The 24,361-nt window shown below is 35.2% G+C and carries 14 protein-coding genes; 12 read left to right on the forward strand and 2 right to left on the reverse strand.

Going from position 1 to position 24,361, the window contains the following annotated elements:
- The 7 genes from Q3Y49_RS13240 (at position 1) to Q3Y49_RS13270 (ending at position 15,155) form a co-directional block, all read left to right on the forward strand.
- The gene (locus Q3Y49_RS13240; protein ID WP_303268801.1) at positions 1-1,533 is read left to right on the forward strand and encodes a RagB/SusD family nutrient uptake outer membrane protein; all 1,533 of its coding nucleotides are present in this window, start codon (positions 1-3) and stop codon (positions 1,531-1,533) included.
- 86 nt (positions 1,534-1,619) lie between these two features.
- Positions 1,620-4,958 carry a VCBS repeat-containing protein gene (locus Q3Y49_RS13245; protein ID WP_303268802.1) on the forward strand — a complete coding sequence of 1,113 codons (3,339 nt, stop codon included), beginning with the start codon at positions 1,620-1,622 and terminating at the stop codon, positions 4,956-4,958.
- Positions 4,959-4,993: 35 nt separating this feature from the next.
- On the forward strand, positions 4,994-8,320 hold the full coding sequence (locus tag Q3Y49_RS13250) for a VCBS repeat-containing protein (RefSeq protein WP_303268803.1): 3,327 nt from the start codon (positions 4,994-4,996) through the stop codon (positions 8,318-8,320).
- A gap of 7 nt (positions 8,321-8,327) precedes the next feature.
- A complete protein-coding gene (locus Q3Y49_RS13255; protein WP_303268804.1) occupies positions 8,328-9,665 on the forward strand; it encodes a vanadium-dependent haloperoxidase in 1,338 nt (445 codons plus the stop codon).
- A gap of 39 nt (positions 9,666-9,704) precedes the next feature.
- Positions 9,705-11,294, forward strand: a complete 1,590-nt coding sequence (gene treF / locus Q3Y49_RS13260; protein WP_367892450.1) for an alpha,alpha-trehalase TreF — start codon at positions 9,705-9,707, stop codon at positions 11,292-11,294.
- A 338-nt stretch (positions 11,295-11,632) separates the two neighbouring features.
- A complete protein-coding gene (locus Q3Y49_RS13265; protein ID WP_303268805.1) occupies positions 11,633-13,306 on the forward strand; it encodes a sodium:solute symporter family protein in 1,674 nt (557 codons plus the stop codon).
- Between the two features lie 103 nt (positions 13,307-13,409).
- The gene (locus Q3Y49_RS13270; protein ID WP_303268807.1) at positions 13,410-15,155 is read left to right on the forward strand and encodes an OmpA family protein; all 1,746 of its coding nucleotides are present in this window, start codon (positions 13,410-13,412) and stop codon (positions 15,153-15,155) included.
- Positions 15,156-15,189: 34 nt separating this feature from the next.
- Here Q3Y49_RS13270 and Q3Y49_RS13275 read toward each other — a convergent pair whose 3' ends face one another.
- Entirely contained in the window at positions 15,190-16,059 is an 870-nt protein-coding gene (locus Q3Y49_RS13275) for a DUF2911 domain-containing protein (RefSeq protein WP_303268809.1), read from the reverse strand.
- 60 nt (positions 16,060-16,119) lie between these two features.
- Here Q3Y49_RS13275 and Q3Y49_RS13280 point away from each other — a divergent pair, with 60 nt between their 5' ends.
- From Q3Y49_RS13280 to Q3Y49_RS13300, 5 genes are all read left to right on the forward strand, one after another.
- Positions 16,120-16,728 (forward strand): DNA-3-methyladenine glycosylase, encoded by a 609-nt coding sequence (locus tag Q3Y49_RS13280; RefSeq protein ID WP_303268811.1) that lies wholly within the window; start codon positions 16,120-16,122, stop codon positions 16,726-16,728.
- 41 nt (positions 16,729-16,769) lie between these two features.
- Positions 16,770-17,600, forward strand: a complete 831-nt coding sequence (locus tag Q3Y49_RS13285) for a universal stress protein (RefSeq protein ID WP_303268813.1) — start codon at positions 16,770-16,772, stop codon at positions 17,598-17,600.
- 362 nt (positions 17,601-17,962) lie between these two features.
- Positions 17,963-19,552, forward strand: coding sequence for an OmpA family protein (locus tag Q3Y49_RS13290; protein WP_303268815.1), 1,590 nt, complete (start codon positions 17,963-17,965; stop codon positions 19,550-19,552).
- A gap of 9 nt (positions 19,553-19,561) precedes the next feature.
- The gene (locus Q3Y49_RS13295; RefSeq protein WP_303268816.1) at positions 19,562-20,200 is read left to right on the forward strand and encodes a TetR/AcrR family transcriptional regulator; all 639 of its coding nucleotides are present in this window, start codon (positions 19,562-19,564) and stop codon (positions 20,198-20,200) included.
- Positions 20,201-20,264: 64 nt separating this feature from the next.
- A complete protein-coding gene (locus Q3Y49_RS13300; RefSeq protein ID WP_303268817.1) occupies positions 20,265-21,230 on the forward strand; it encodes a deoxyhypusine synthase family protein in 966 nt (321 codons plus the stop codon).
- Between the two features lie 107 nt (positions 21,231-21,337).
- Here Q3Y49_RS13300 and Q3Y49_RS13305 read toward each other — a convergent pair whose 3' ends face one another.
- Entirely contained in the window at positions 21,338-24,235 is a 2,898-nt protein-coding gene (locus Q3Y49_RS13305) for a triple tyrosine motif-containing protein (RefSeq protein ID WP_303268819.1), read from the reverse strand.
- Positions 24,236-24,361: the final 126 nt, after the last annotated feature.

A 24,361-nucleotide genomic window follows, 5' to 3' on the forward strand; every position in this document is an offset into this window, starting at 1 on the left:
ATGGATAAATTTAAAATATTATTAGTTGGATTGTCAGTGCTTGCATGGTCTTGTACTGACTTGGAGGTAGAGGAGCTGGATTCTGTCGTGGTAGATGATGTTTCTGGTGAATTTAGTGGTGTGAATCCAGGTGAAAACCTCACTAGTGCTTACGTAAGCACTGCAAATTCCGTAGGAAGCCAAGATAATACTTATGCTTTAATGGAGGTCTCCTCTGATGCCCAATTAGTTCCTACTAGAGGTACCGACTGGGGTGACAACGGGGTATGGAGAACATTGCATCAGCACACTTGGGATGCAACTCATCAGTTTAATTTAAATGCATGGAATAATCAAAATTCGAATGTTTTTGCATTAAATCAGATAATTGCTCCAGAATCGGAAGCTGACCCTCAGCAATTGGCGGAGGCTAAATTCCTTAGAGCATTGAATGTATTCATTATTATGGATCTATGGGGACAAGTTCCGTTTAGAGATCCAAATGATGGTGTTGATACTGACCCTCGTGTTTTGAGCAGGCAAGAGGCAGTTACATTGATAGAAGAAGATTTAAGTAATACAACAATAGAAAATCTTCCGAATATCGGGCCTGGAGATGATAGTGAGATTTTAAGGGCTTCTCAGGCATCAGCTCATTTTTTACGAGCTAAGTTCTACCTTAATAAGCACATCTTATTAGGTAATCCGTCTGGATCTGCACCAGATAATGCCGATATGGATCGAGTAATTGAAGCTGTAGATGCAGTAACTGCTGCTGGATTCTCTTTGGAAGAAGATTATTTTGAGATTTTTGATCCTGCTCCTGATAATGAATCTATCTTTACTCTAGAAAGAGATGCAGGAGGTAGAATTTGGAATACACTTCATTATAACCATAATGAAATTGATGGAAATGCTGGTGGTGGCTGGAATGGCTTCTGTACTACTGCTGAATTCTATAGCATCTTTGAAGGTGATGCAAATTCCAATACTCCTGGGTCTAACCAAGAAACTAGAAGGGGCTTTGTTCCTGAAGAAGGTTATGGTTATGGATTCCTTGTTGGACAACAATACGGTTATGATGGACAGGAATTATCTACTAGAAATGGAGAGCCTCTTGCATTTAAGTCGGAATTACCGGGATTAGCTGGCAATAGTGAAGCAACTGGAATTAGGGTACTTAAATATCATCCTGACAATGGGGGTGCATTCCCAGGCAGACAAATTCTATTCAGATATGCTGATGCTGTATTAATGAAAGCTGAAGCTAACCTATGGAAAGGCAATACTGGCGAAGCACTTCAACTAGTAAATGACTTAAGAGATATTAGAGGAGCTTCTCCTTTAGCTTCATTGGATGCACAGGAGATGTTAGATGAGAGAGGTAGAGAAATGTATATTGAATTTTGGAGAAGGCAAGATCAGATTCGTTTTGGGACTTTTACCCAGCCATGGTCGTATAAGGATAATACTGAAGAATTTAGGGTATTATTTCCGATACCTTCTTTAGCGATTAGTACCAATCCTAATTTAGAACAAAATCCAGGTTATTAAATTTAACTAACAACTTAAAAAGGATAATGAATTTATTTTCATTATCCTTTTTTTATACATTTAAGCTTCTAAAAGCCTAAATAATCATGTCTATTAAAAAATCATTTTTTTATTTAATTCTTATTTTTATTCCTTTTTTGGCTTGTGATAACAATTCCACAAATGAAAAGACTACTACAAAAGAAATTATTACTTATGAATTGCTAGATTCTTCTAGAACAGGCATTACCTTCCTCAATCAAGTAGAAAATAGAGATCAGTTCAATATTTTTTCCTATAGAAATTTTTACAATGGCGGTGGGGTAGGTGTTGTAGATATCAACAATGATGGCCTGCAAGACATAATTTTTACTGGGAATCAGGTCAATAATAAGCTTTATCTCAATAAAGGTAATTTCCAATTTGAAGATATTACAGAAAGTGCTGGTCTTAAAGGCTATGGGGGTTGGAGTACTGGGGTTAGTATAGTAGATATCAACCAAGATGGCTACAAAGATATTTATGTAAGTAATGCTGGTTATGAAGAAGGTAGAAATCCGTTTAATGAATTATTTATAAACAATGGTGATAATACCTTTACGGAAAAGGCAAAAGAATATGGCTTGAATGAGCCAGGCTACACCACTCATGCTGCTTTCTTTGATTACGATGGGGATGGTGATTTAGACGTTTATATACTAAATAACTCCTTTATTCCAGTTAATACCCTGAATAATAGTAATAAAAGGGATTTGTATGCAGAAGATTGGGATGTAAAGGAATTTGTAAAAGGAGGGGGAGACAAATTACTACGTAATGATAATGGACAGTTTGTTGATGTTAGCAGAGAAGCAGGAATTTACGGTTCCTTAATAGGCTTTGGATTAGGAGTAACTGTTGGTGATATCAATGGTGACCATTTACAGGATATTTATGTTTCCAATGATTTCTTTGAGCGGGATTATCTATATATCAATCAAGGAAATGGTACATTCTCAGAAGAGAGCAAAAAATGGATGGGTCATATGAGTTTAGCCTCCATGGGAGCGGATCTGGCTGATATTAATAATGACGGTTATCCGGAAATCTTCACCACAGAGATGATACCTGAAACAGATCAACTGATTAAGCAAAAATTACAATTCGAGAATTATAATACTTACCAACTGAAGCTCCGCAGAGACTTTTATCATCAGTACATGCACAATGCGCTTCAATTAAATACCGGAAATGGGAGCTTCCAGGAAATTGCATGGTATGCTGGAGTAGCCCAATCTGATTGGAGTTGGGGCGCCTTGATGTTTGATGCCAATATGGACGGCTATAATGATATTTTTGTTTGTAATGGTGTTTATCAAGATGTAACTGATGCGGATTTCATGGATTTCTTTGCCAATGATGTGGTGCAAAGAATGGTTTTGACAGGCAAGAAAGATAAAATGGAGGATGTTTTGGCAAAAATGCCTAGTAATCCACAAGCCAATAAGTTATTTATCAATTCAGGCAACTTGCAATTTAATAGTAAAGAACATGAAATGGGAATGGGTCAGGAAACATTCTCTAATGGTGCCGCTTATGCCGATTTAAACAATGACGGTAGCCTGGATGTCATTGTCAGTAACTTGAATCATCTTTCTACAATCTATAAAAGTAATGCTAAAACGGACAGTACTCACTTCCTGAAGGTAGCCTTAGCATTTGAAAAGCCCAATAGGGATGCCATAGGGGCAAAGGTTCAAGTTTATTCAGGAGAAAAGCAATTTCACAGACAAATGATGCCCACACGAGGTTTTCAGTCTTCTGTAGATTATAATTTACATTTTGGTCTTGGCAACATTCAAAAGATTGATTCCATTAGAGTCATTTGGCCCGATAAACTAAGTAGTTTAATTCAAAATCCTCCAATTGATACCTTACTCAAAATTAATTATAAGGACGAAACCAAAGAAGAAGGAGAAGCAGTAACTCCATTGTTAAAAGAAACGACTAAACAATATTTTCAGCAAGTTAATCATGATTTTAAATCTCACGAAGAGGATCATCATGTAGATTTCTATTATGAAGGATTGATCATGAGAATGCTTTCTAAGGAAGGGCCGACTTTTCAAGTAATCGATCTGAATAAGGATGGGTTAGATGATGTGATTATGGGAGCTGCAAAAGGACAAAGTTCATCTGTTTATTTTCAACTGCCTAACGGTAGTTTTAAATCCACTCAACTCAGTGACATTGAAAATGAAGTAACTGCCGTTCATGCTTTTGACGCTAATGGTGACGGCTTATTAGATCTTTATTTTGGATCTGGTGGTAACCATCAATCAGAAAATAACCCTGTTTTTAACGATCACTTATTTGTACAAACTAAGTCGGAGACTTTTGAAAAATCAAAAGAAGCAATTCCGGAAACTGGTCTTAATACATCAGTGGTTTTAAGTTTTGATTATGATGATGATGGGGATTTAGATTTATTTGTAGGCAGTCGATCTGTACCTCAAGAATATGGTCAAAGTCCAAAAAGTTTCCTTTTTGAAAATGACGGTAATGGAAATTTTAAAGATATGACCATTAGAAGAGCGATAGACTTGGATAATTTAGGAATGATAACAGATGCTAAATTAGCAGATATCAATCAAGATGGAAATCAAAACCTAATCCTTGTAGGTGAATGGATGGGAGTTGAAATTTTTGAAATAACAGGAAAACAATTAAAAAAATTAGAGAAAAATCCGTTGCAAGAATTAAAAGGCTGGTGGAATACAGTTGAAATATCTGATTTGAACAATGATGGTCTTGCTGATTTGGTAGTAGGAAATAGAGGAGATAATTTCTATTTTACCGCTACTGACGAAATGCCTGTAAAAATATGGTTGGAGGATTTTGATGGCAATGGTGATAAAGATAAAATTCTAACTCGAACCCTTAATGGAAGGGATATCCCGCTACAGCAAAAAGGTGAAATGATCGGTCAATTGCCCGGTTTGAAAAAGCAAAGTTTGAAATATGAAGATTATGGTAAAAAGTCAATTGTAGATTTAATGGGGGCTGACAAGATAGAAAATGCTTCCTACAAAGCTGCTAATACCTTTCAAACTGTTGTAATGTTGAATAAGGGGGATGGTGATTTTGAAAAAGTGGATTTACCTTTTGAGGCACAATTTTCAGTAATTCATGCCATAAAGGCTATAGATGTCAATCAAGACGGTAATTTAGACTTGATTCTAGCTGGAAATGAGGGAGATTTTAAACCGCAATATGGTAAATTAGATGCAAATGATGGATTAGTGCTCTTCGGAGACGGGACAGGTGAATTTAGTGTGGTGGAAGAGCATAAGAGTCTAGGTATTAACGGTAATGTCCGATCAATAAGCGCCATTAATATTAATAATCAAGAGCATTTACTCTTTGGAATCAATGATGATAAACCAATAGTATTACAAATAAAATAATTTAAATGAAAGTAACGAGTATAAGATTTTGTTCTATGAAGAATGAGCTTTCAAAGTTTTCGAATGCTATTTTACTTATTCTTCTGTTCCAAGTAGTTTCCGCTTGTAATGATTCAAAGGAAAACTACTTCGAATTATTAGATGCTCAGAAAACTGGTTTAGATTTCGAGAACAACTTACAGCAAACAACAGATTTCTCCTTTTTTGATTATATGTATTTTTACAATGGAGGAGGAGTGGCTGCTGGGGATTTCAATAAGGATGGATTGGTTGATTTATTTTTTACCTCCAATATGGGAGAAAACAAACTTTTTGTTAATGAAGGGGATTTTAATTTCAAGGATGTAAGTAAAGAAGCAGGAATTATAGGAAAAGGGTTTTGGTCCACTGGTGCTTCAGTGGTAGATATAAATCAGGACGGTATGCTGGATATCTATGTGAATGTAGTAGGTGATCATGAAGTACTTAAAGGTTCAAATCAGCTGTTTATTTGCAAAAGCATAGAAAACGGTATTCCTGTTTTTGAGGATGAAGCTATTGCTTATGATTTAGATTTGGCAGGCTTCGGTACCCAAGCAGTATTTGCCGATTTTGATAAAGATGGAGACTTAGATATGTTTCAGCTTAATCACAGCATTCATCAAAATGGGACGTTCGGAAAAAGAGACTCTTTTGAGGGCGAAACTAGTAATGTTTCTGGAGATAGGTATTTTAGAAATGATAATGGTACCTTCGTAAATGCCACCAAAGAAAGCGGGATTAATAGTTCAGTGATTGGCTATGGCCTGGGAGTTGTTGTGGGAGATGTGAATAATGACGGTTTTCCTGATATATATGTGGGCAATGATTTTCATGAAAATGATTATCTCTATATCAATCAGAAGGACGGTACCTTTAAAGAAATCCTGACTGAACAAATTCAGCACACGAGCCGGTTTTCTATGGGTGTAGATCTGGCAGATATTAACAATGATGGATTTAGTGATATCATTTCTCTTGATATGCTTCCTTATGACCCCCAAATTTTAAAAAGTAGCTTGGGAGAAGATGCTTTTGATGTTTACCGATTTAAAAAGGATTTTGGATATAATGATCAATTTGCTAGGAATAACCTTCAATTAAACAATCAAAATGGTACTTTTAGTGAGATTGCACTTTATTCAGAGGTTTATGCAACTGATTGGTCGTGGGCGCCCCTTTTTATGGATTTTGACAATAATGGACAAAAGGATTTATTTGTGTCCAATGGAATTCCTAGAAGGATGAACGATATTGACTATATGAATTTCATGAACTCCAATATCGATCAACGTAAAAAAACCGAGATGGGCATGGTTGATAAAGAAGATCTAGAAATAGTAGAGAAAATGCCAAAAATAAAGCTGCCCAATCGTTTTTTCTCCAACAATGCTGACTTAACCTTTGATGATGTCAGTTCTTATATTTCCAATAACAAAAACTCCTATTCCAATGGAGCTATTTATGTTGATATGGATAATGATGGTGATTTGGATATTGTCGTTAACAATTTAGAGGACAAGCCTTTTATCTATAAAAATACTGCTGTTGAAAAGGGCAGAAGTGGTAAGTTTATTCAATTGGATCTTTTGGGTACTGAAAATAATCGCAATGCCATTGGTAGTAGGGTCATTGTAAAGTTGAAAAATGGCCAATCAATAAATTATGAGCACTATCCAGTTAAAGGTTTTCAAAGCTCAGCTCAAGATAAATTCCATATTGCTGTGGGTGACAGTAGTCAAGTAGAAAGTATTCAGTTAATCTGGCCCAATGACAAAGTTCAAAGCTTAAGCAGTTTAGGATATGACAGGTTGTACAAAGTAGAATATCAAAAAGGATTACCTCAATTTGATTTTAGCACATTGCATCCGCAAGAATATGATTATGAAATTACCGAAATGCAAGATTCATTGGATTTGAAAGTAGTTCATGAAGAAAATCCATTTGTTGAATTTCTCAGGGAGCCCTTAATGCCTCATATGGTTTCCTCCGAAGGCCCTGCACTTTCGGTTGCTGATGTAAATGGGGACGGAAAAGAGGATTTCTTTTTCGGTTCATCAAAAAGAGTAGCCAGTCAGCTATGGATACAAACAAATGCAGGGAAATTTCAACTTACCGAACAACCATTGATCGAAAGTGATAGTACTTTTGAAGATGTCGATGCTGTTTTTACTGATATTGATAATGATGGGGATCAAGATATAATCATTGCCTCAGGTGGAAACGAATACAGAGGTGATTCTGAGTATATCACACAAAGGGGTTATCTAAATGATGGACAAGGTAATTTCAATGAAAAGTATGTATTTGAGCATAGTCATATGACTGCTTCAACCGTCACGGTTGCTGATTTTAATGATGATGGATACGTGGATGTCTTTTTTGGTGGGAGAGCTATTCCTTACGGATATGGTCTGGATCCAGAGTCGAAGCTATACATAAACGATCAAAGCGGTAGTTTCAAATTAGCAAATAAGTCATTTGCACCCTTTTTGGATAATTTAGGAATGGTTACGGATGCAAGTGCAACAGATATTAATGGAGATGGAAAAAATGATATTGTTTTGGCAATAGAGTGGGGAACTATTAAAATCATGCTGAACGAAGGTGATAAATTCAGCCTTCGGGATGTGGGACCTCAAAAAGGATGGTGGAAGCATGTGAAGACTGGAGATTTTAATGGCGATGGACTAGTAGATATAATTGCAGGCAATACAGGAGAAAATTCCAGAATAAAACCCACAGAAAAGGAGCCAGTCAATTTATATATTAAGGATTTTGATGACAATGGTCAAACAGATCCTGTATTAACCTATTTTCTTGATGGTCGTGAAATCCCCTTTGCTAATCATGCTGAATTATTGAAGCAATTACCGAACCTTAAGAAGCAGTGGAAATATGCCCAAGATTTTTCTAGAGCTAATTTGGACGAAATTTTTGGAAGTACGGATTTAGAAGAATCTAAGAAATTGTCAGCTAATGATTTTTCTAGCTACTATTATCAAAATGATGGAAATGGAGAATTTATAGCCCAAGTCTTACCTATGGAGTTGCAGATTTCAACCTTAAATGCAATTGAATTTATTGATGCTGATAGTAGTAGGGAACTTTTAGGGGCGGGTAATTTTTATGAGAATAATATTGAAATGGGTAAATATGATGCACAATTTGGCACCGTTTTTCAATTTCAAGATTCAGTTATTAAAGTCAAAAAGGCGAGAAACTTACGACTTGACGGTCAGGTCAGGAATATGCAGTCGATAAAAGTGAATGATAATAATTATATTTTGGTTGCAAGAAATGATAATAGCTTAAAATTAATTGCAATTGAAAAAAGTAAATAATTCAGTAATGAAAAGAAAAGTATTATATTTTTTAATAGGTTTTGGGATATTTTTTTCCTGTTCTCAAAGTAATAATCATAAAACTCCGGTAAACGCAGGTGATTTGCATTCTTTAATGCAAGAAGTAACTGATATTACAGTCCATGATATTTTTTCTCCACCAGTTGCTAGTAGAGTTTACGTTTACTCTGCGATTTCCAGCTACGAGGTTTTAGCATTGCAGGATTCTAGTTATTCCTCCTTAGCTGGTCAGATCAATGGATTAAACCCGATACCTAGGCCAAAAGATGAGCAGGTGAATTTGTTGATTTCTGCACTTTATGCCAATTACTTAATGTCTAAAAAGTTGATATTTTCAGAAGAAAAAATAGAAGAGTGGTTAGCCAACTGGAAGACTGATTTAGAGAAACGAGGCCTAAATGATTCAGAATGGAAAGCTTCGGTTGAATATGCAACTGAGGTTCATCAACATATGGTTGATTGGGCAAATGAAGACAATTACAAGGAAACTAGAACCATGTCTAAGCATCCGTTAAGTGATCAAGCACATCATTGGGAGCCCACACCTCCTGCTTATATGGCAGCCATTGAACCACATTGGAACAAAATTAGAACTTTTGTTTTGGATAGTGCCGACCAATATATTCCACAGCCTCCATACGAATTTAGTATGGAAGAAAACAGTCCATTTTATAAAGAAATGATGGAAGTTTACACAGTGGTGAAAGAGGTTGATGAAGAGAAGAAGGAAATAGCTTCCTTTTGGGATTGTAATCCATATGTAATGAATATTACAGGCCATGTTATGTTTGCTACAAAAAAAATCACTCCTGGTGGACATTGGATGGGAATTACTAAAATAGCTGCCCTTCTAGATTCAGCTGATTTAATAAAAAGCAGTCACGCCTACACTAAAACCTCTATCGCATTGGCAGATGGATTTATTTCTTGCTGGGACGAGAAATACCGTTCCAATCTAATTCGTCCAGAAACAATCATTAATAGAAGTATTGATGGAGACTGGACACCTACTTTGCAAACGCCTCCTTTTCCTGAGTATACTAGTGGTCATAGTGTGATTTCTACTGCTGCTGCAAACGCGCTTACAGATGTTTTTGGCGATAACTTTAGCTTTGTGGATAGCACAGAAGTAAAATTTGGATTACCTAGTCGTGAATTTAATTCATTTAAGGAGGCTTCACAAGAAGCAGCTATTAGTCGTTTGTACGGAGGTATTCATTACAGAAGAGCTATTGAAGAAGGTATTTGGCAAGGAAATAAAATAGGGGATTTGATTAGGAAAAAATTGAAGTTTAGAGATAATCAGGCAATAGCTACCAACTAAATGATGGGAAATCGTGTGACAAAATCAAAAATCTATTATTTGTTCATTTTAATATGGCTTTCAACTTCTTGTTCGCAAGAAAATGAACAAGGAAATACCGACCGAAATCAACTAGACAACTACTTAGAATTTTATGATTCTGAGTTATTTAGGGCCGTTCAATTAGGAGAGGTTTTTGAGGATTCAAAAACTTTTGTCGATTGCATACCCAAAGTAAGTCTAGAAAAGATTCAGGCTACTTATCTGGCTGAAAAAGGTCAAGTGAATTTTGACTTAAAGTCCTTTGTTCTAGCACATTTTGAGTTACCGCAAAATCCAATCACTGATTTTCAATCAGATCAGGAAAAAGATATGTACCAACATATCGAAAGTCTATGGCCAATTTTAACTCGATCAAAAGATACGATACAAAACTCTTCCCTCATTCCTTTACCAAAACCTTATGTTGTTCCTGGTGGACGTTTTAGAGAAATATATTATTGGGATTCATATTTTACTATGCTGGGCTTAAAGGCCTCCGGTAAAGATGAATTGGCTAAGAACATGCTGGATAACTTTGCTTCTCTTATTGATAGTTTAGGGTTCATCCCAAATGGAAACCGTGCATATTACACAGGAAGAAGTCAACCCCCATTTTTTGCGCTTATGGTTGATGAGTTATATTCAGGTAATCGTACAAGTTTTATATCATATTTGCCTCAATTAAAGAAGGAATATGGATTCTGGATGAAAGGTAAGGAGACCTTAACCGAAATGCAACCTGCTGCGGGTAGAGTGGTTTTATTGGAAGATAATATGGTTTTAAATCGATATTATGATGCATTTTCAAGACCAAGACCAGAGTCTTTTAAAGAAGATTATGAATTGGTACATGAATATGATTTACCAAATGAAAAAGCATATCTGGACTTAAGAGCAGGGGCAGAATCTGGATGGGATTATAGTAGTAGGTGGATGGCTGATTCACAGAAAATGGAAACGATTGAAACTACAAGAATTATTCCGATTGATTTGAATGTGTTGTTGTATTTTTCAGAAATTAAAATTGCTCAAGCATACAACTGGAATGAGCAACTCGATAGTGCCGACTTATACTTAGAGAAAGCGAATAGCAGAAAAAATGCCATTAACAGCATCCTCTGGGATGAAAAGCAAAAAAGATATGCGGATTATAACTTTTCGAACAAGAAACATACTAGTATTTTAAGCATGGCGATTGCTTATCCACTATTCGCTAAAATTGCTCCAAAAGACAAGGCTCGAATGGTCATTAAGCAAATGCAAGATAGTCTTCTACTTTCTGGAGGGTTTGTAACTACTACCATAGAAAGTGGACAGCAGTGGGATTATCCAAATGCATGGGCACCATTGCAGTGGATTGGAGTGCAGGCATTATTCAACTACGGACAGCATGATTTGGGGCTTGAGGTTATGGATAGATGGTTAGGTTTAAATGAGAAAGTTTACCAGCAGACGGGAAAGATGATGGAAAAATATAATGTAGCAGATACTAGCTTGCAAGCAGGTGGAGGCGAATATCCATTGCAAGATGGTTTTGGATGGACTAATGGTGTTGCTGTTGCTATGAAGAAAATACTGACAGAAAAAGAAACGATTGAAGTAAAGTGATTGTGTAATTATATACCAAAACATCTTTATGTCAAAATTATAGATCGGTTTGTTTGGGCATTTCCTTTGTGCCGTTCGTATTGGAAATAATACCTTAATGGAGCTACGAAGCCTTCTGTTTTCAGGAGATCCAAGGATTATTTTTGATTTATTACCATTCACCAAAACTCATTTTTTATTTTCGAAAAATCCATCTAATTTCCAACAATGGAAAATGATAAAGATTTAGAAGACAATAAACCACCTGTTTTAGGCAGATGGAAAAACTTTTATTGGTTGTTGATCACTGTTTTGGTCATTTTAATAAGTATTTTTTATGCTATAACATTGTATTTTAAATGAGCTCATTAGATTGGATAATTCTTTTCGGAACGCTCTTGCTTATAGTGGGCTATGGCGTTTACAAAACCAAAGGAAGTAAAAATATAGAATCCTATTTGAAAGGAGATAACAGTATGAAATGGTGGACTATTGGGTTGTCCATCATGGCTACTCAAGCCAGTGCTATCACCTTCTTGTCTACCCCAGGGCAAGCTTATAACAGTGGGATGGGCTTTATTCAGTTTTACTTTGGTTTGCCCCTAGCCATGATAATTTTGAGCATCTGGGTTTTACCAATTTTCTATAAATTAAAAGTATACACTGCTTATGAATACTTAGAATCCCGTTTTGATTTGAAAACTAGGGTTTTGGGTGCTTTTCTTTTCCTTATCCAGAGAGGATTAGCAGCTGGAATTACAATATATGCTCCTGCAATTATACTTTCTACTATTTTAGGTTGGCCTCTAGTCTATACCACTGTAGTGATAGGCTCATTAGTAATTATTTATACCGTAAGTGGTGGTACAAAAGCAGTAAGTCAAACCCAACAACATCAGATGATTGTGATGATGGGAGGGATGATTGTGGCCGGTTTATTTGTAATAAAACTACTACCTGAGGACATTGGTTTAGCAGAAGCGACCAAATTAGCAGGTCATATGGGGAAGCTGGAATTAATCAATACTGACCTGGATTTGGAAAATCGGTATACTCTCTGGACAGGATTGCTCGGAGGATTATTTGTTGCTTTATCATATTTTGGAACCGATCAGTCCCAAGTGGCTCGGTATCTTTCGGGTAAGTCATTAACAGAGAGTAGATTAGGGTTGATGTTTAACGGGTTATTGAAAATCCCTATGCAATTTGTAATTCTATTTATTGGAGCATTGGTTTTTGTATTTTATCAATTTAATCAAGCCCCAGTTTTCTTCAATGAAGCTGCAAAAGATGAAGTGTACCTAGATCCTGTACAAAAAGAAAAATATCAATCTGTAGAAAAAGAGTACTCCAATCTATTTGAAGAAAAGAGAAGACAAGTGCAATTATTGTCTGAAGCTCAAGGAGATGAAATTCAAGTACTGAAGCAAAGTATAGCTCAAATTCATGACCAAGAGAATCAACTTCGAGAAGAAGCTAAAACTATAATTAAAAATACAAATGAAGATTTGGAGACAACTGATACAGACTATGTTTTCATTACTTTCGTGATGGAAAACTTGCCCAAGGGAATTATAGGTCTTTTGTTGGCAGTCATTTTTTCTGCTGCTATGTCTTCTACTGCCTCCGAGCTAAACGCCTTGGCTTCCACGAGCATAATTGATATTTATAAACGTAATATTTATCAAAATGGTAGTGAAAGGCATTACTTAATCGCCTCAAAGCTTTTTACACTATTTTGGGGAATTGTAGCAGTATTATTTGCCACTTTTGCTGGATTATTGGATAATCTTATTCAAGCAGTAAATATCCTCGGATCAATATTTTATGGAACTATTTTGGGCGTATTCTTATCCGGTTTCTTTATTAAATATATTAAAGGTAATGCTGTTTTTATCGGGGCTCTGGTGGCTCAAGCTGTCGTATTGTATTTTTATTTTTTTAGTGAAATGGCATATTTATGGTTCAATCTCCTTGGTTGTGGGATTGTGATTATGACTGGACTAGTTTATCAATTTTTTAAGAATAGGTGAGCTCTTATACAGAATCTTTTATTTTTACTTATAGTTTTTATTCAAGTTGTATTTTGTGCAATATTTGGAGATTTCGTTCTCTAGTTGTATTTTTCTAATCTATATGAAAATAAACTTATTTTCTTTTTTGATTTCGCTCCTCTTTAGCTTTAATGGCTTGACGCAAGACCCTGAGTTGGCAAAAATTTATATGGACCAGGCGGATCAGGTTTATGCGGAAGCAAAAGATGCAATAGAAATAGCGAAAGATATCTACGTTCAGGCCACAGAAGCTGATACCATGAATATTAGAGCTAATTATATGGCTGGCAAGCTGTTTTTAGAAACAGTTAACAGAGATTACTCTACTAAGTATTTTGAAAGGGTCAAAAGGATGGATCCTAAATACAGGTTTAATATAGATTATCTTCTTGGGCGTGGATATCAGTACGGCTTAGAATTTGAAAAAGCATTATCGCATTTTGATCTCTATAAAAGGAGACTACAAGCTAATAAAAGTTATCGTGGCGGAGATAAGACATCAATTTATGATGTTAATGACAGAATTGAAGAATGTAGGAATGCTAAGGAAATCATTGGTATGCCTTCCTCCTATACGATTGAAAATGTGGGAAAGGATGTAAATTCTACCTGGCCTGATTATGCCCCTGTTTTAAATGAAGAAGAAACCGTCATGATTTTCACATCACGAAGGCAGGAGGAAAATACGAATGAAAATGTGGATAAAGACAATTTTTATTTTGAAGACATTTACATCTCGAAGAGAAAAGGTGTGACTTGGGGTAAAGCAAAAAATATAGGTCAAAATATTAATACACCTTATCATGATTCAAATTTGTTTTTAAGTAGTAATGGCAAAACTCTTTATATTTATTCAGATGAAGGGAATGGAGATATTTATTATGCAACTGAGGGTGCAGATGAACAATGGAGTAAACCTAAGCCAATACAAGGCCGAATCAACTCTCAAGGATTTGCGGAACAATCAATTTGGGTTTCTGAAGACGGGGAATTTATGATGTTTGCTTCAAACCGACCAGGTGGTTTTGGTGGCTTTGATATTTACGGCTGCTATAAAGAGGAAGGGCAATGGAAAAGACCTTTTAACATGGGACCCCAAATCAATACTAAAGAAGATGAAGATGGGCCATATATGGCGAAAGATGGGATTACAATATATTTTAGTAGCAAAGGCCATAAAGGTTTTGGCGGGTTTGATGTATTTACTTCTAAATATGATCCGAAAACAGAGAACTGGATTAAGCCAGAGAATTTGGGTTACCCAGTAAACACGGTGGACGATGAGGTGTATTTCCATCCTACCTCTGATGGCGAAAGAGGGTACCTAGCATCGGTTAGAGAAGAAGGACTGGGGTTTACGGATATATATATGGTTAAGCATGTGGGAGATTTAGGTATTACGGCTAGGGATAGAATTGCTAAATTGAAGAAAACGGATAATCAATTTGTGACCGATGAAGAATTAGAGATAAAAAAATTAATAGACTCAGTATTAAACATTTCAGCTTATCAGGTTTACTTTGATGTTAATTCTACGGATATTTTAGAAAGGCATGAAGCAAAATTAATGGATATGAGCAAATTTCTCAAATCCCATCAAAATTTAGGTATTCAAATATCTGCATTTGCTTCATCTGATGGAAATCCCAAATATAATTATGAGTTGTCCAATAAGAGAGCGCAGTCAGTGCTCGAATTTTTCGTAAGCCAAGGAATAGAGGAAGATAGATTAGCAGCTCGCGGCTTTGGAGTCCTCTCTGGTGGAAGTGAAGATAGATCTCGTAAAGCGGAAGTTAAAATTTTAGATCTTTCCAAATTTGATGAATGAAGGGGGTGATTTCCCCCTTCTTTAAAAATTTTAATTATAAAGAGTCAATTAAATCTTGATTTCTTTTTACATATCCGAAGTCACCGGAACTGTTCTTTTTAGCCAACTCTATTGATTTTTCAGCTACTTTCTTTGCTTCCTTTTTATTTCCCATTTTCGCTAGGACCTGAGCCTTTAGGTGCAAATTCCAAAATTGATCACTATTTTTCCCTTCAGCCAGGTACGTATTAATCCATTCCAATGCTTGGTTTAGATCTTTGTCATTTGTGTAATAGTAATTAGCAGCTGTAATTAAGTTTCCTGGGCTTACTCTAGTATATTGCTGTATTTGAGCCATTACTTTATCATCGTATGTTACTTCAAATGGAATCTTTACACTTACATTCTCCCATTCGAAATGAATGTTTGCTGACTTATTAGTTGCAGAAATATCTGATATTTGATAGGTCAAAGTTTCAACAGCTTCATCTAATTTTTCTGCTTTTTGAATTACTGAAATAACTTGTTTGGATTCATCAAAATTACCTACGTTACCCCCTAAAGAGAGATCACTGTAAAGTATAAATTCCCATTCATTTTCGCCTGGAGTCATTAAAACCAAATATTTTCCAGCCTCAACTTTATTTCCAGCTATCACGGCATCAGTGCTTAGGTCTAACACTGTCCCGTTATTAGCTCCAGCTCTCCATAGAACTCCGTAGGGCTGAAGAAAATCATTTCCCGCTCCAAAAACTTGACGACCTTTAACACTAGGTCTAAAATAGCTTATGGAGACATCTGTTAATCCAACTGTTGTTTCGACCTTTGCTTTAGGTGAAGGCTGCGGGATTTCAATTTGGGCTTTTAGCTCAACCGTACCTATTATTAAAATAGATAGAGTAAATAGTAATACTGATCTTTTCATAATGATTATGTTTTTTAGTAAAATTAAAATGTATTTAGCAATCAAAAACTGCTTTTCTGAATGAAAGTTACAAAAAAAAGACTAGGTAGAACATTTTTTACAAATCCAGATGTGGTTGGTGTAGCACAAGCCTTACTTGGTAAAGTAATTTGCAGCAATATTGACGGGATATATTGTGAAGCTATGATTACTGAGACAGAGGCATATTCCGGATTGATGGACAAAGCATGTCACGCTCATTTGGGAAAATTCACGAAACGAAGCTCAACAATGTATCAAGAGGGAGGTACTGCATATATTTATTTATGCTATGGTATTCATAATTTATTAAATATTGTCACGAACAATGCAGGAAAAGCTGATGCAGTATTGATACGGGCAATTGAACCTATTAGAGGAACTAATATCATGATGGAAAGAAGGAATACCGATAAAATAACTCCCCTAGCTTTTTCCGGTCCAGGTAAATTATGCAAAGCTCTGGCAATAGATAAATCCTATAATGGGGTTGATCTCGTAAATAATGATGATTTATTTATAGCGGAGGGCAACAATAGTATAGATAAAATTGTGAAAACTACACGAATTGGTATTGATTATGCGGAGGAGGATGCTTTATTACCTTGGAGGTTTTACATTTATGGAAATAAATTTATTAGTCAGCCGTAATAAAATGTTTTTTTTATAAATTAGAATAAATTAATAATACGATGGATAGATTCTTGTGCCCAGTAGATTTTTCAGCTTATTCCCTTAATGCATTAGAGTATGCTTCAAAACTTTTGCAAATCAGAAAAGGAAGTATGACACTCATCCATATTTTTTCTGAAAAAGAATTTCTTCATTCATTGGAAGATGAAAAATCTAGTTTTGATAATTTGAAGCAACATGCCAAGGAAAAATTGAGTACGTTAGCAGAAGAAATTGAAAAAGAGTATGAGTTTGAATGTGATTTTGTTCTTTCTATAGGAGATATAAATAACTCTATTAGTCAGTATGCCTCTAAGCATGGGTATGATTTAATCATCATGGGAACGCAAGGAAACGGGTATAGTCGCAAAACCATAATAGGGAGTAGGACTTTGAGAACTGTTGAAAATTCTACAATCCCTGTATTGACAGTTCCACTAGATGCAGATTTTACAAATTGGAATTCTGTGGTGTATGCTTCTGATTACTCTGAACATGACAAAATCACCATGCAGAAATTAGTTAGTTTTGTTTATTCCTTTCGAAGCAGGATTCGCTTTGTACACGTAAGCCATTCTAAGAATGTGATGAATGAAAAAAGCTACGAGGAATTTAAGACTGAGTTATCTAGCTTCTTAGGTTATGATAAAATTAGTTACTATTTAAAGGAATACAAGAAAGATATAAGCAGTGGAATAGAAGAGTTTGTTAATGAACAACAGGGAGATGTTCTTGTTTTACTGAAGCGAAAAAGGAATTTCTTTGAAAAATTGCTGGGGAATAGTGTATCAACAGAAATTACATATTTAAGCACCCATCCTCTTTTAATCTATCAGGAGAAGGACAATTAATTGTGCTTTATGCTGATCGTTTTATTTCTTTTTTTAGACTTTGATGTACTGGAATTCAATATTTTTATTTACAATTTTATGTAAAGAGGTTTATTTCCTTCTAATGTAATCTACTATATTTTTTAATTTTCAATAATTTTATTTTTTCATAAGTATCTGATTAACAACTTTAAACACAGCTTTAATTATTTTATAACTTTAAGTTGATTTTAGCAAAAATTGTATTAGATTAGCATCCAAATATTTAATTATAATGATTCTTTACCTTAAATTATCTTAAGAATTTGAAGTAAGATTTGTTCTGTTTGCCAATTGTAACATTTGTTGTTTTCAATTATATTGTGTTATAAAAATTTAAAAGAATGCGATTAAGCTTAATGTTTTTCATCATGTTTCATTCCATTGGTTTCCTTTGTAAGGGTCAAGAGAAACCTGTTATTATTGATTCATTGGAAAGCATTTATGACGATATAGCCCCAGTGTTGTCAGCAGATGAAAAGACAATGTATTTCACAAAAAAGAATCATCCACAGAATGCTGGGGGAGAAAGAGACTTGGGTGATATTTGGTTCAGCAAAAAAATTGATGGGGAATGGGTTGTTGCTCAAAGGCTTAGAGGACCTGTGAACAATACAAATTATAATGCTGTAATTGGAATCACTCCTGACGACAATATTATGTATGTTGTAGGAAATTATAAAAATCCTAGAAAGGGTGGAGTTTCATATTCAAGGAGAATTGGGGAGAATTGGAGTGAACCTCAACCAGTGGACATTCCCTATTACAAAAACAAATCCGAGCATTTATCAGGAAGTCTTAGCAAGGATGGAAAAATAATGGTTTTAAGCCTTGAAAGTTTTGCTACCAGAGGAAACGAAGATATATACTATACTTTCAGAAAATCAATTGATGAATGGACTGAATTAAGGAATTTGGGAGTTGACATCAATACAGAGGCTCAAGAATTAACACCCTATTTAGCCTCCGATAACAAAACATTGTTTTTTAGTTCAAATGGAAGAGGTGGAAAAGGTAGCAGAGATGTTTTTTACACGAAAAGGAGGGATGCCACTTGGACTACTTGGTCAGAAGTCGTAAATCTTGCGAGTGTAAATTCAGAGGGAGCAGATTGGTACTTTAAACTTATTGATGATGGGGAAAATGCTCTTTTAGTTAATACTGTTAATAGTATTGGTTTAGGTAATATTTTGAAAACAAAAACGCCAAACCAGGTGGTAATTGAGCCTGAGCCTGAAAAAAGTATGACAGCTTCTTCGCAATCAGTTTTGGCTTTAAATACTACTTCAAACAAGAATAATGCTACAGTTCGTGAGAAAATTCAAGTACAATTTGAAGTGGTTGATGGCTTCACGGGCAGTCAACTAAAACCTCAATTACTCATCAAAGGGGTCAACGAAATGAGTAAAAGCTCATATTCCGAAATAGTTATGGGGAGAACCTCATCCTACAAGACCAAATTATTTAAGGATTCTATTTACACCGTGGATATTTCTGTTGATGGTTACTTAGACGACTTGCAGACGATCAAAACAGATACTATCAATGCAAATCAAACGATCAGGTTGGAACTAATTAGTTTAGAAGAAGGGACAACCATCCAGCTTAAAAGTGTTCTTTTTCAAAGAGGCACTGCCGATATTTTGGATGGTTCATTCGAAGAACTGGATCGCGTGTATAGCATGCTTAAAAAGAATCCAAAAATTGAGATCGAACTTTCAGGTCACACTGATAATACTGGTAGTGCAAAATTAAATATTGAACTGTCGCAGAAAAGATCAGATAGGATTAAGGATTATTTAGTTGAGAAAGGGGTGGAAGCTGGTAGATTAGAAAGTAAAGGATATGGTGGTGCTCGACCAATCGCTAGTAATAAATCAGAGGCTACCCGTAAGTTGAACCGCAGGGTTGAATTCACTATCATTAAAATTTAAATGGGCTAAATGGCTAATGAGGGGATAAGTTTAAGGGAAAGGAAGTCAGCTAAATTGAAATTACTGATATTATCAATTGCCAAAACAATGCTTAGGCAACAAAATTTCCAAGATATTCACGTGACTGAACTCTGTAAAAAGGCGGGAATATCAAAGGTTACATTTTTTAGGTATTTCCCCCAGAAAGAAGATCTTCTCTTGTATTTTATGCGAGTATGGGCTTTTGAGCTCAGCATGGAGTTACAAAAGAATGATATTAAAGGTATTAAAGCCGTAAAACTAATATTTGATCGTTATGGTAATTTATGTGAAAATTATCATTCCGTAATCCTACACCTAATAAAGTACCATGCGGTCTCGCCATTGGTTTTAAAACCCATTAGTATAAAGAAAGCTGAAAAACTATTGCTTTTTCCACACGAAGAAGAAATCCAAAATATGGAGGTATTGGCATTTGATAAATTATTAGAGAAGTATATGCTTGAAGCCATATTCCAAACCGAAGTAACCAAAAGCTCAGATGTTTCAGAAATGGTAAGCATGCTGCTGACTACAACTTATGGGTCAATATTGGTGGCTAAAATGAGACAGTTACCAGTTAAGGCAGTTTTAAAGAAAAATGTAAATGCTGTTCTAGAAACTTACTGAATTATCGCTTGATATTATTAGCCCTTCAGCATTTTTGATTATTTTTACTGACAAATAATTAATTATGAAAATCACAGAGTTTTTAAGACATAACTATAGACATTTTAATGCGGCTGCTTTAATTGATGCAGCGGATGGATATAAGAATCATGTAGAATCAGGCAAGAAAATGATGGTAACCTTAGCTGGAGCTATGTCCACAGCTGAGTTAGGGATTTCCTTTGCTGAAATGATCCGGCAAGACAAAGTGCAGATAATCAGTTGTACGGGAGCTAATTTGGAAGAAGATTTAATGAATTTAGTAGCTCACAGCCATTACGAAAGAGTACCAAATTATAGAGACTTAACCCCCCAGCAAGAGTGGGATTTGTTGGAAAAAGGGCTAAATAGAGTGACTGATACTTGCATACCTGAAGAGGAAGCTTTTAGAAGATTACAACAACACATATTTCAAATATGGAAAGACGCTGAAGAAAAAGGGGAGCGTTATTTTCCACATGAATTTATGTATAAATTGATTCGTTCTGGTGTTTTAGAACAGTACTATGAAATTGACCCTAAAAATAGCTGGATGTTAGCTGCAGCAGAGAAGGACCTACCGATTATAGTTCCTGGATGGGAAGATAGCACAATGGGGAATATTTTTGCTAGCTACTGTGTAAAAGGAGAGCTTAAACCCTCAACAATGAAATCTGGAATTGAATACATGACTTTCTTAGCAGATTGGTATAAGAAGAATGCTGGAACAGAAGGAGTTGGATTCTTTCAAATAGGAGGGGGTATAGCAGGTGACTTTCCGATTTGTGTAGTTCCTATGCTTTATCAAGATTTAGAATACACAGATGTTCCGTTTTGGAGTTACTTTTGCCAAATCTCTGACTCAACTACTAGCTATGGCTCATACTCTGGAGCGGTTCCTAATGAGAAAATTACATGGGGTAAATTAGATATTGATACTCCTAAGTTTATTGTTGAATCAGATGCAACTATAGTGGCACCGTTGATCTTTGCCATCGTGTTGGGGCAGTAATCCTTTTGATAATTTTCTGAAACTTGTCAGGTTTCATTGATTGTATTTTGCATAATGTGATTAGTCTATGCTCTGTATTTTCAAAACCTGACAGGTTTATTTAATTTTTAATACTTCAATATAAACTCCTGCAGGTTGTCGGCACGTTCTAGTTCCAGTTTTTTCCTCAATCGATATCTTGCGATTTCTACCCCTCTAACTGAAATATTCAGCAGATGAGCAATCTCTTTAGTACTTAAGTTCATCCTTAAATATGCACTTAATTTAATCTCTTGTGGACTCAAATTAGGATAATCATTTTTCCATCTTTTTATGAAATCCCCGTGGACCTGGTCAAAGTGAATGGAAAAATGTTCCCAATCATCATCTGCAGAAATGTTTTTGTCTATATTATGAACCACTCTACTGATTTCATGCTTAACTTCTTGATTTTTGCTTCTTTTTGATATTGTATTCAAGTTTGATTTAATGCTATTAATAAAACTGTTTTTATTAATTAAGTGCATTGTAGATGTCGCCAATTCTTTATTTTTAAGCTTTATTTCTGATTTTAGCTTTTCATTTTTAAGATGTTCAAGCTGTTCTTCGGATGTTTTGAGCTCACTGTCTATTCTCGTAATTTCTTTCTCCTTCTCCTCAGTTATAATCTCGGTTTTCTTTTTATATCTTAACTCAATGAACAGAAATATTAAAATAGAAGAGACAAGTCCTGTTATTACATATAGACTATATGCCCAAGTTGTTCTGAACCAGGGTGGTAATATCGTAAATTCAAATGTAGCTACATTGCTTAATTGACCATATACATTCCTTGCTCTCACTTGGAATATGTAATTACCTTCTTTTAGATTCGTGTATTCTTTAGCTGTTCTCACTGACCAATCGCTAAAACCAGTTTCATTATTTTTAAGCCAATATTGATACTCATTCTGGAATTGCCCATTCATATATGGAGCACTATACTCCAGTCTTATAGAATTTTCTTTATACGGAATTTCGATTTCTTGATTTAATTGTTTGAAAGAAACTGCATCCCCTTTCATTTGCCGGCCATAGGTGATGATTGAATCCTTCGAGTTAGAAATCCCCACCTTGGTAAAGATGACATCAAAATTTATGTCCTGTAATTTTTGAATCGTATTATCAAATTGAACAAATCCTTCTTTTGCAGCGAACAGCACCTTATTTGCATCCAAAGTAATTATCTTGTGCAGATCATCATTTAAAGCATTCTTCAATTGGTTAAATACGGAAGTATGTTTCCTATATTTTCCGTTAGTACTTTTTTCTAGGACTCCTGTTTCTTTCATACTTACGAAATAGATATTTCCCAATGCATCTTCTGCAAAGCTTACAAATTGTGTTTCAGCCGGAAAATGGTCTGACAAGAAAGATGATTTGACAAAGCGGTCTTTCATTTGGTCGTACTCGTAAAGGCCATCTTCAGTGGAGAATATAACGGTATTATTAAGTCGCCATACATTAATTAAAACCTTAGAGGGTAGGCCTTCTTCAATCCCATAATATTCAGCACTTACAGATTCTAAATCATCTGCTAATTTTATTTTATAAACACCTTTATATCCATGTGTCATCCAAATATTACCATTTTCATCTTCTTCCATTACGCGTGATGATTCTTCAAAACCTTTAAGTTCATGCAGCAACTCTATACCTTTATCTGTTTTCTTAAATAATGATAAACCCTTATAATTACCTTGAATGACGTAATTTGGATATTTCCTTAAATCCAAAAAAGTCCAAGTTCCAGGGATTTCAGAAATGATTTGTGCCGTGCCATTTCTAATTCTGAAAGTGCCGGCATGATGACCAAGAATCACTTCATTATTAATATTTTGAACCGTATAGACCTGACCTATCGTATTCTTAACCTCTTCGAATAAGTGGTTTTTATGGTTAATATTTTTGTAGTAAAGGCCATTATTTGTTCCTAAAAAGAGGGTGTCATTAATTAGCAATGCATCATATCCAGTGCCGGGTAATCCAGTTTGTTCGTTTACATGTTCGAAGGGAGAATTTAAGGCAACGGAAGAAATTCCGTTATTGTGACCTAACCATAGATTCCCTTGAATATCTTCATGTAGAGAAAGAACGGTTCGGTTTTCTATTCCTTTTCCCTTATTTAAATGCAATTGAATTTCACCTTTAACATTCAAAACATAAAGGCCGTCATTTTGAGTCCCGATGGCAATATTACCCGACCGAAGCCTCTTCATTTTATTGATGTTAGAGTTCTTAAAAGTCGCTTGACTAAGCTTATTCCAAACGTCAATATGGCCGCCTGTTTTCAAGTAAACTCCGTTTTTCAAGGTGCTGATTAGCAATTGATCGTTGTCCAGCTCAATTATTCCACTTATTGTCATTTTACTGAAATAATCACCGTAGGATGTAGGTCTTACCAATTCATCTTCCATAACCGACAGACCTTTACCGGCTTGATTTAGGAATAATTTGTTGTTTACCAGGAAAAAATTATCAGGATCGGTTTCTGGTTTAACAATATTGACTAATCGACCTGATAAATTATATATGAAGATATCATCAAAAGTACAGAATAGTATTTGATCATTTTTTTTAAAGACCCTCCATGCTTCATCAAAGTTCCGGTTTTCATCAGGAATGCTATCCGCCAGGCTGACAAAAGTTAATTTCCCCTTTTGGTCAGGAATATAATAACCAAAGTCACCCTGAGCTGCTATATATATTTTTCCATTTGAATCAACATATACATCTCTGCACTTTGTACCACTCTCTAAAGAATATTTGTTCCAATTGGTACCATCAAATTCCAGAAGTCCAAAATTATTGGCAACGTACAGGAGACCTGCCTGGCTTTGAGTAATCTTCCAATTTTGAATTCCGCCTTGATAATCCTGACTTGAATAGTATTTATAAAATGGATAACCTGTAGACTGGCCATGCCCATGAGAAGCTAATAGTTGGAGTCCAATAATGAGTAATAAAAATCCCTTGTAGTATTTCATTTCCATATCATTAATAGTTTACAATTTAGTAAAATATGATAAGATTGTAGTAATGTTGGAGAATATAGTGTAGAAAAAAACGGAAAAATTTTTATTACAATAAATGGTCTTTATTGTGTTTAAATA

The organism is Marivirga harenae, from assembly GCF_030534335.1.
Classification (GTDB): domain Bacteria; phylum Bacteroidota; class Bacteroidia; order Cytophagales; family Cyclobacteriaceae; genus Marivirga; species Marivirga harenae.

Bases quoted from the DNA above. Each gene is read 5' to 3' on its own strand.
- Q3Y49_RS13265 (WP_303268805.1), top strand. From the start codon at position 11,633: ATGAGCTCATTAGATTGGATAATTCTTTTCGGAACGCTCTTGCTTATA.
- Q3Y49_RS13245 (WP_303268802.1), top strand. From the start codon at position 1,620: ATGTCTATTAAAAAATCATTTTTTTATTTAATTCTTATTTTTATTCCT.
- Q3Y49_RS13305 (WP_303268819.1), bottom strand. From the start codon at position 24,235: ATGAAATACTACAAGGGATTTTTATTACTCATTATTGGACTCCAACTA.
- Q3Y49_RS13290 (WP_303268815.1), top strand. From the start codon at position 17,963: ATGCGATTAAGCTTAATGTTTTTCATCATGTTTCATTCCATTGGTTTC.
- Q3Y49_RS13300 (WP_303268817.1), top strand. From the start codon at position 20,265: ATGAAAATCACAGAGTTTTTAAGACATAACTATAGACATTTTAATGCG.
- Q3Y49_RS13255 (WP_303268804.1), top strand. From the start codon at position 8,328: ATGAAAAGAAAAGTATTATATTTTTTAATAGGTTTTGGGATATTTTTT.
- Q3Y49_RS13280 (WP_303268811.1), top strand. From the start codon at position 16,120: ATGAAAGTTACAAAAAAAAGACTAGGTAGAACATTTTTTACAAATCCA.
- Q3Y49_RS13250 (WP_303268803.1), top strand. From the start codon at position 4,994: ATGAAGAATGAGCTTTCAAAGTTTTCGAATGCTATTTTACTTATTCTT.
- Q3Y49_RS13285 (WP_303268813.1), top strand. From the start codon at position 16,770: ATGGATAGATTCTTGTGCCCAGTAGATTTTTCAGCTTATTCCCTTAAT.
- Q3Y49_RS13295 (WP_303268816.1), top strand. From the start codon at position 19,562: ATGGCTAATGAGGGGATAAGTTTAAGGGAAAGGAAGTCAGCTAAATTG.
- Q3Y49_RS13275 (WP_303268809.1), bottom strand. From the start codon at position 16,059: ATGAAAAGATCAGTATTACTATTTACTCTATCTATTTTAATAATAGGT.
- Q3Y49_RS13270 (WP_303268807.1), top strand. From the start codon at position 13,410: ATGAAAATAAACTTATTTTCTTTTTTGATTTCGCTCCTCTTTAGCTTT.
- Q3Y49_RS13240 (WP_303268801.1), top strand. From the start codon at position 1: ATGGATAAATTTAAAATATTATTAGTTGGATTGTCAGTGCTTGCATGG.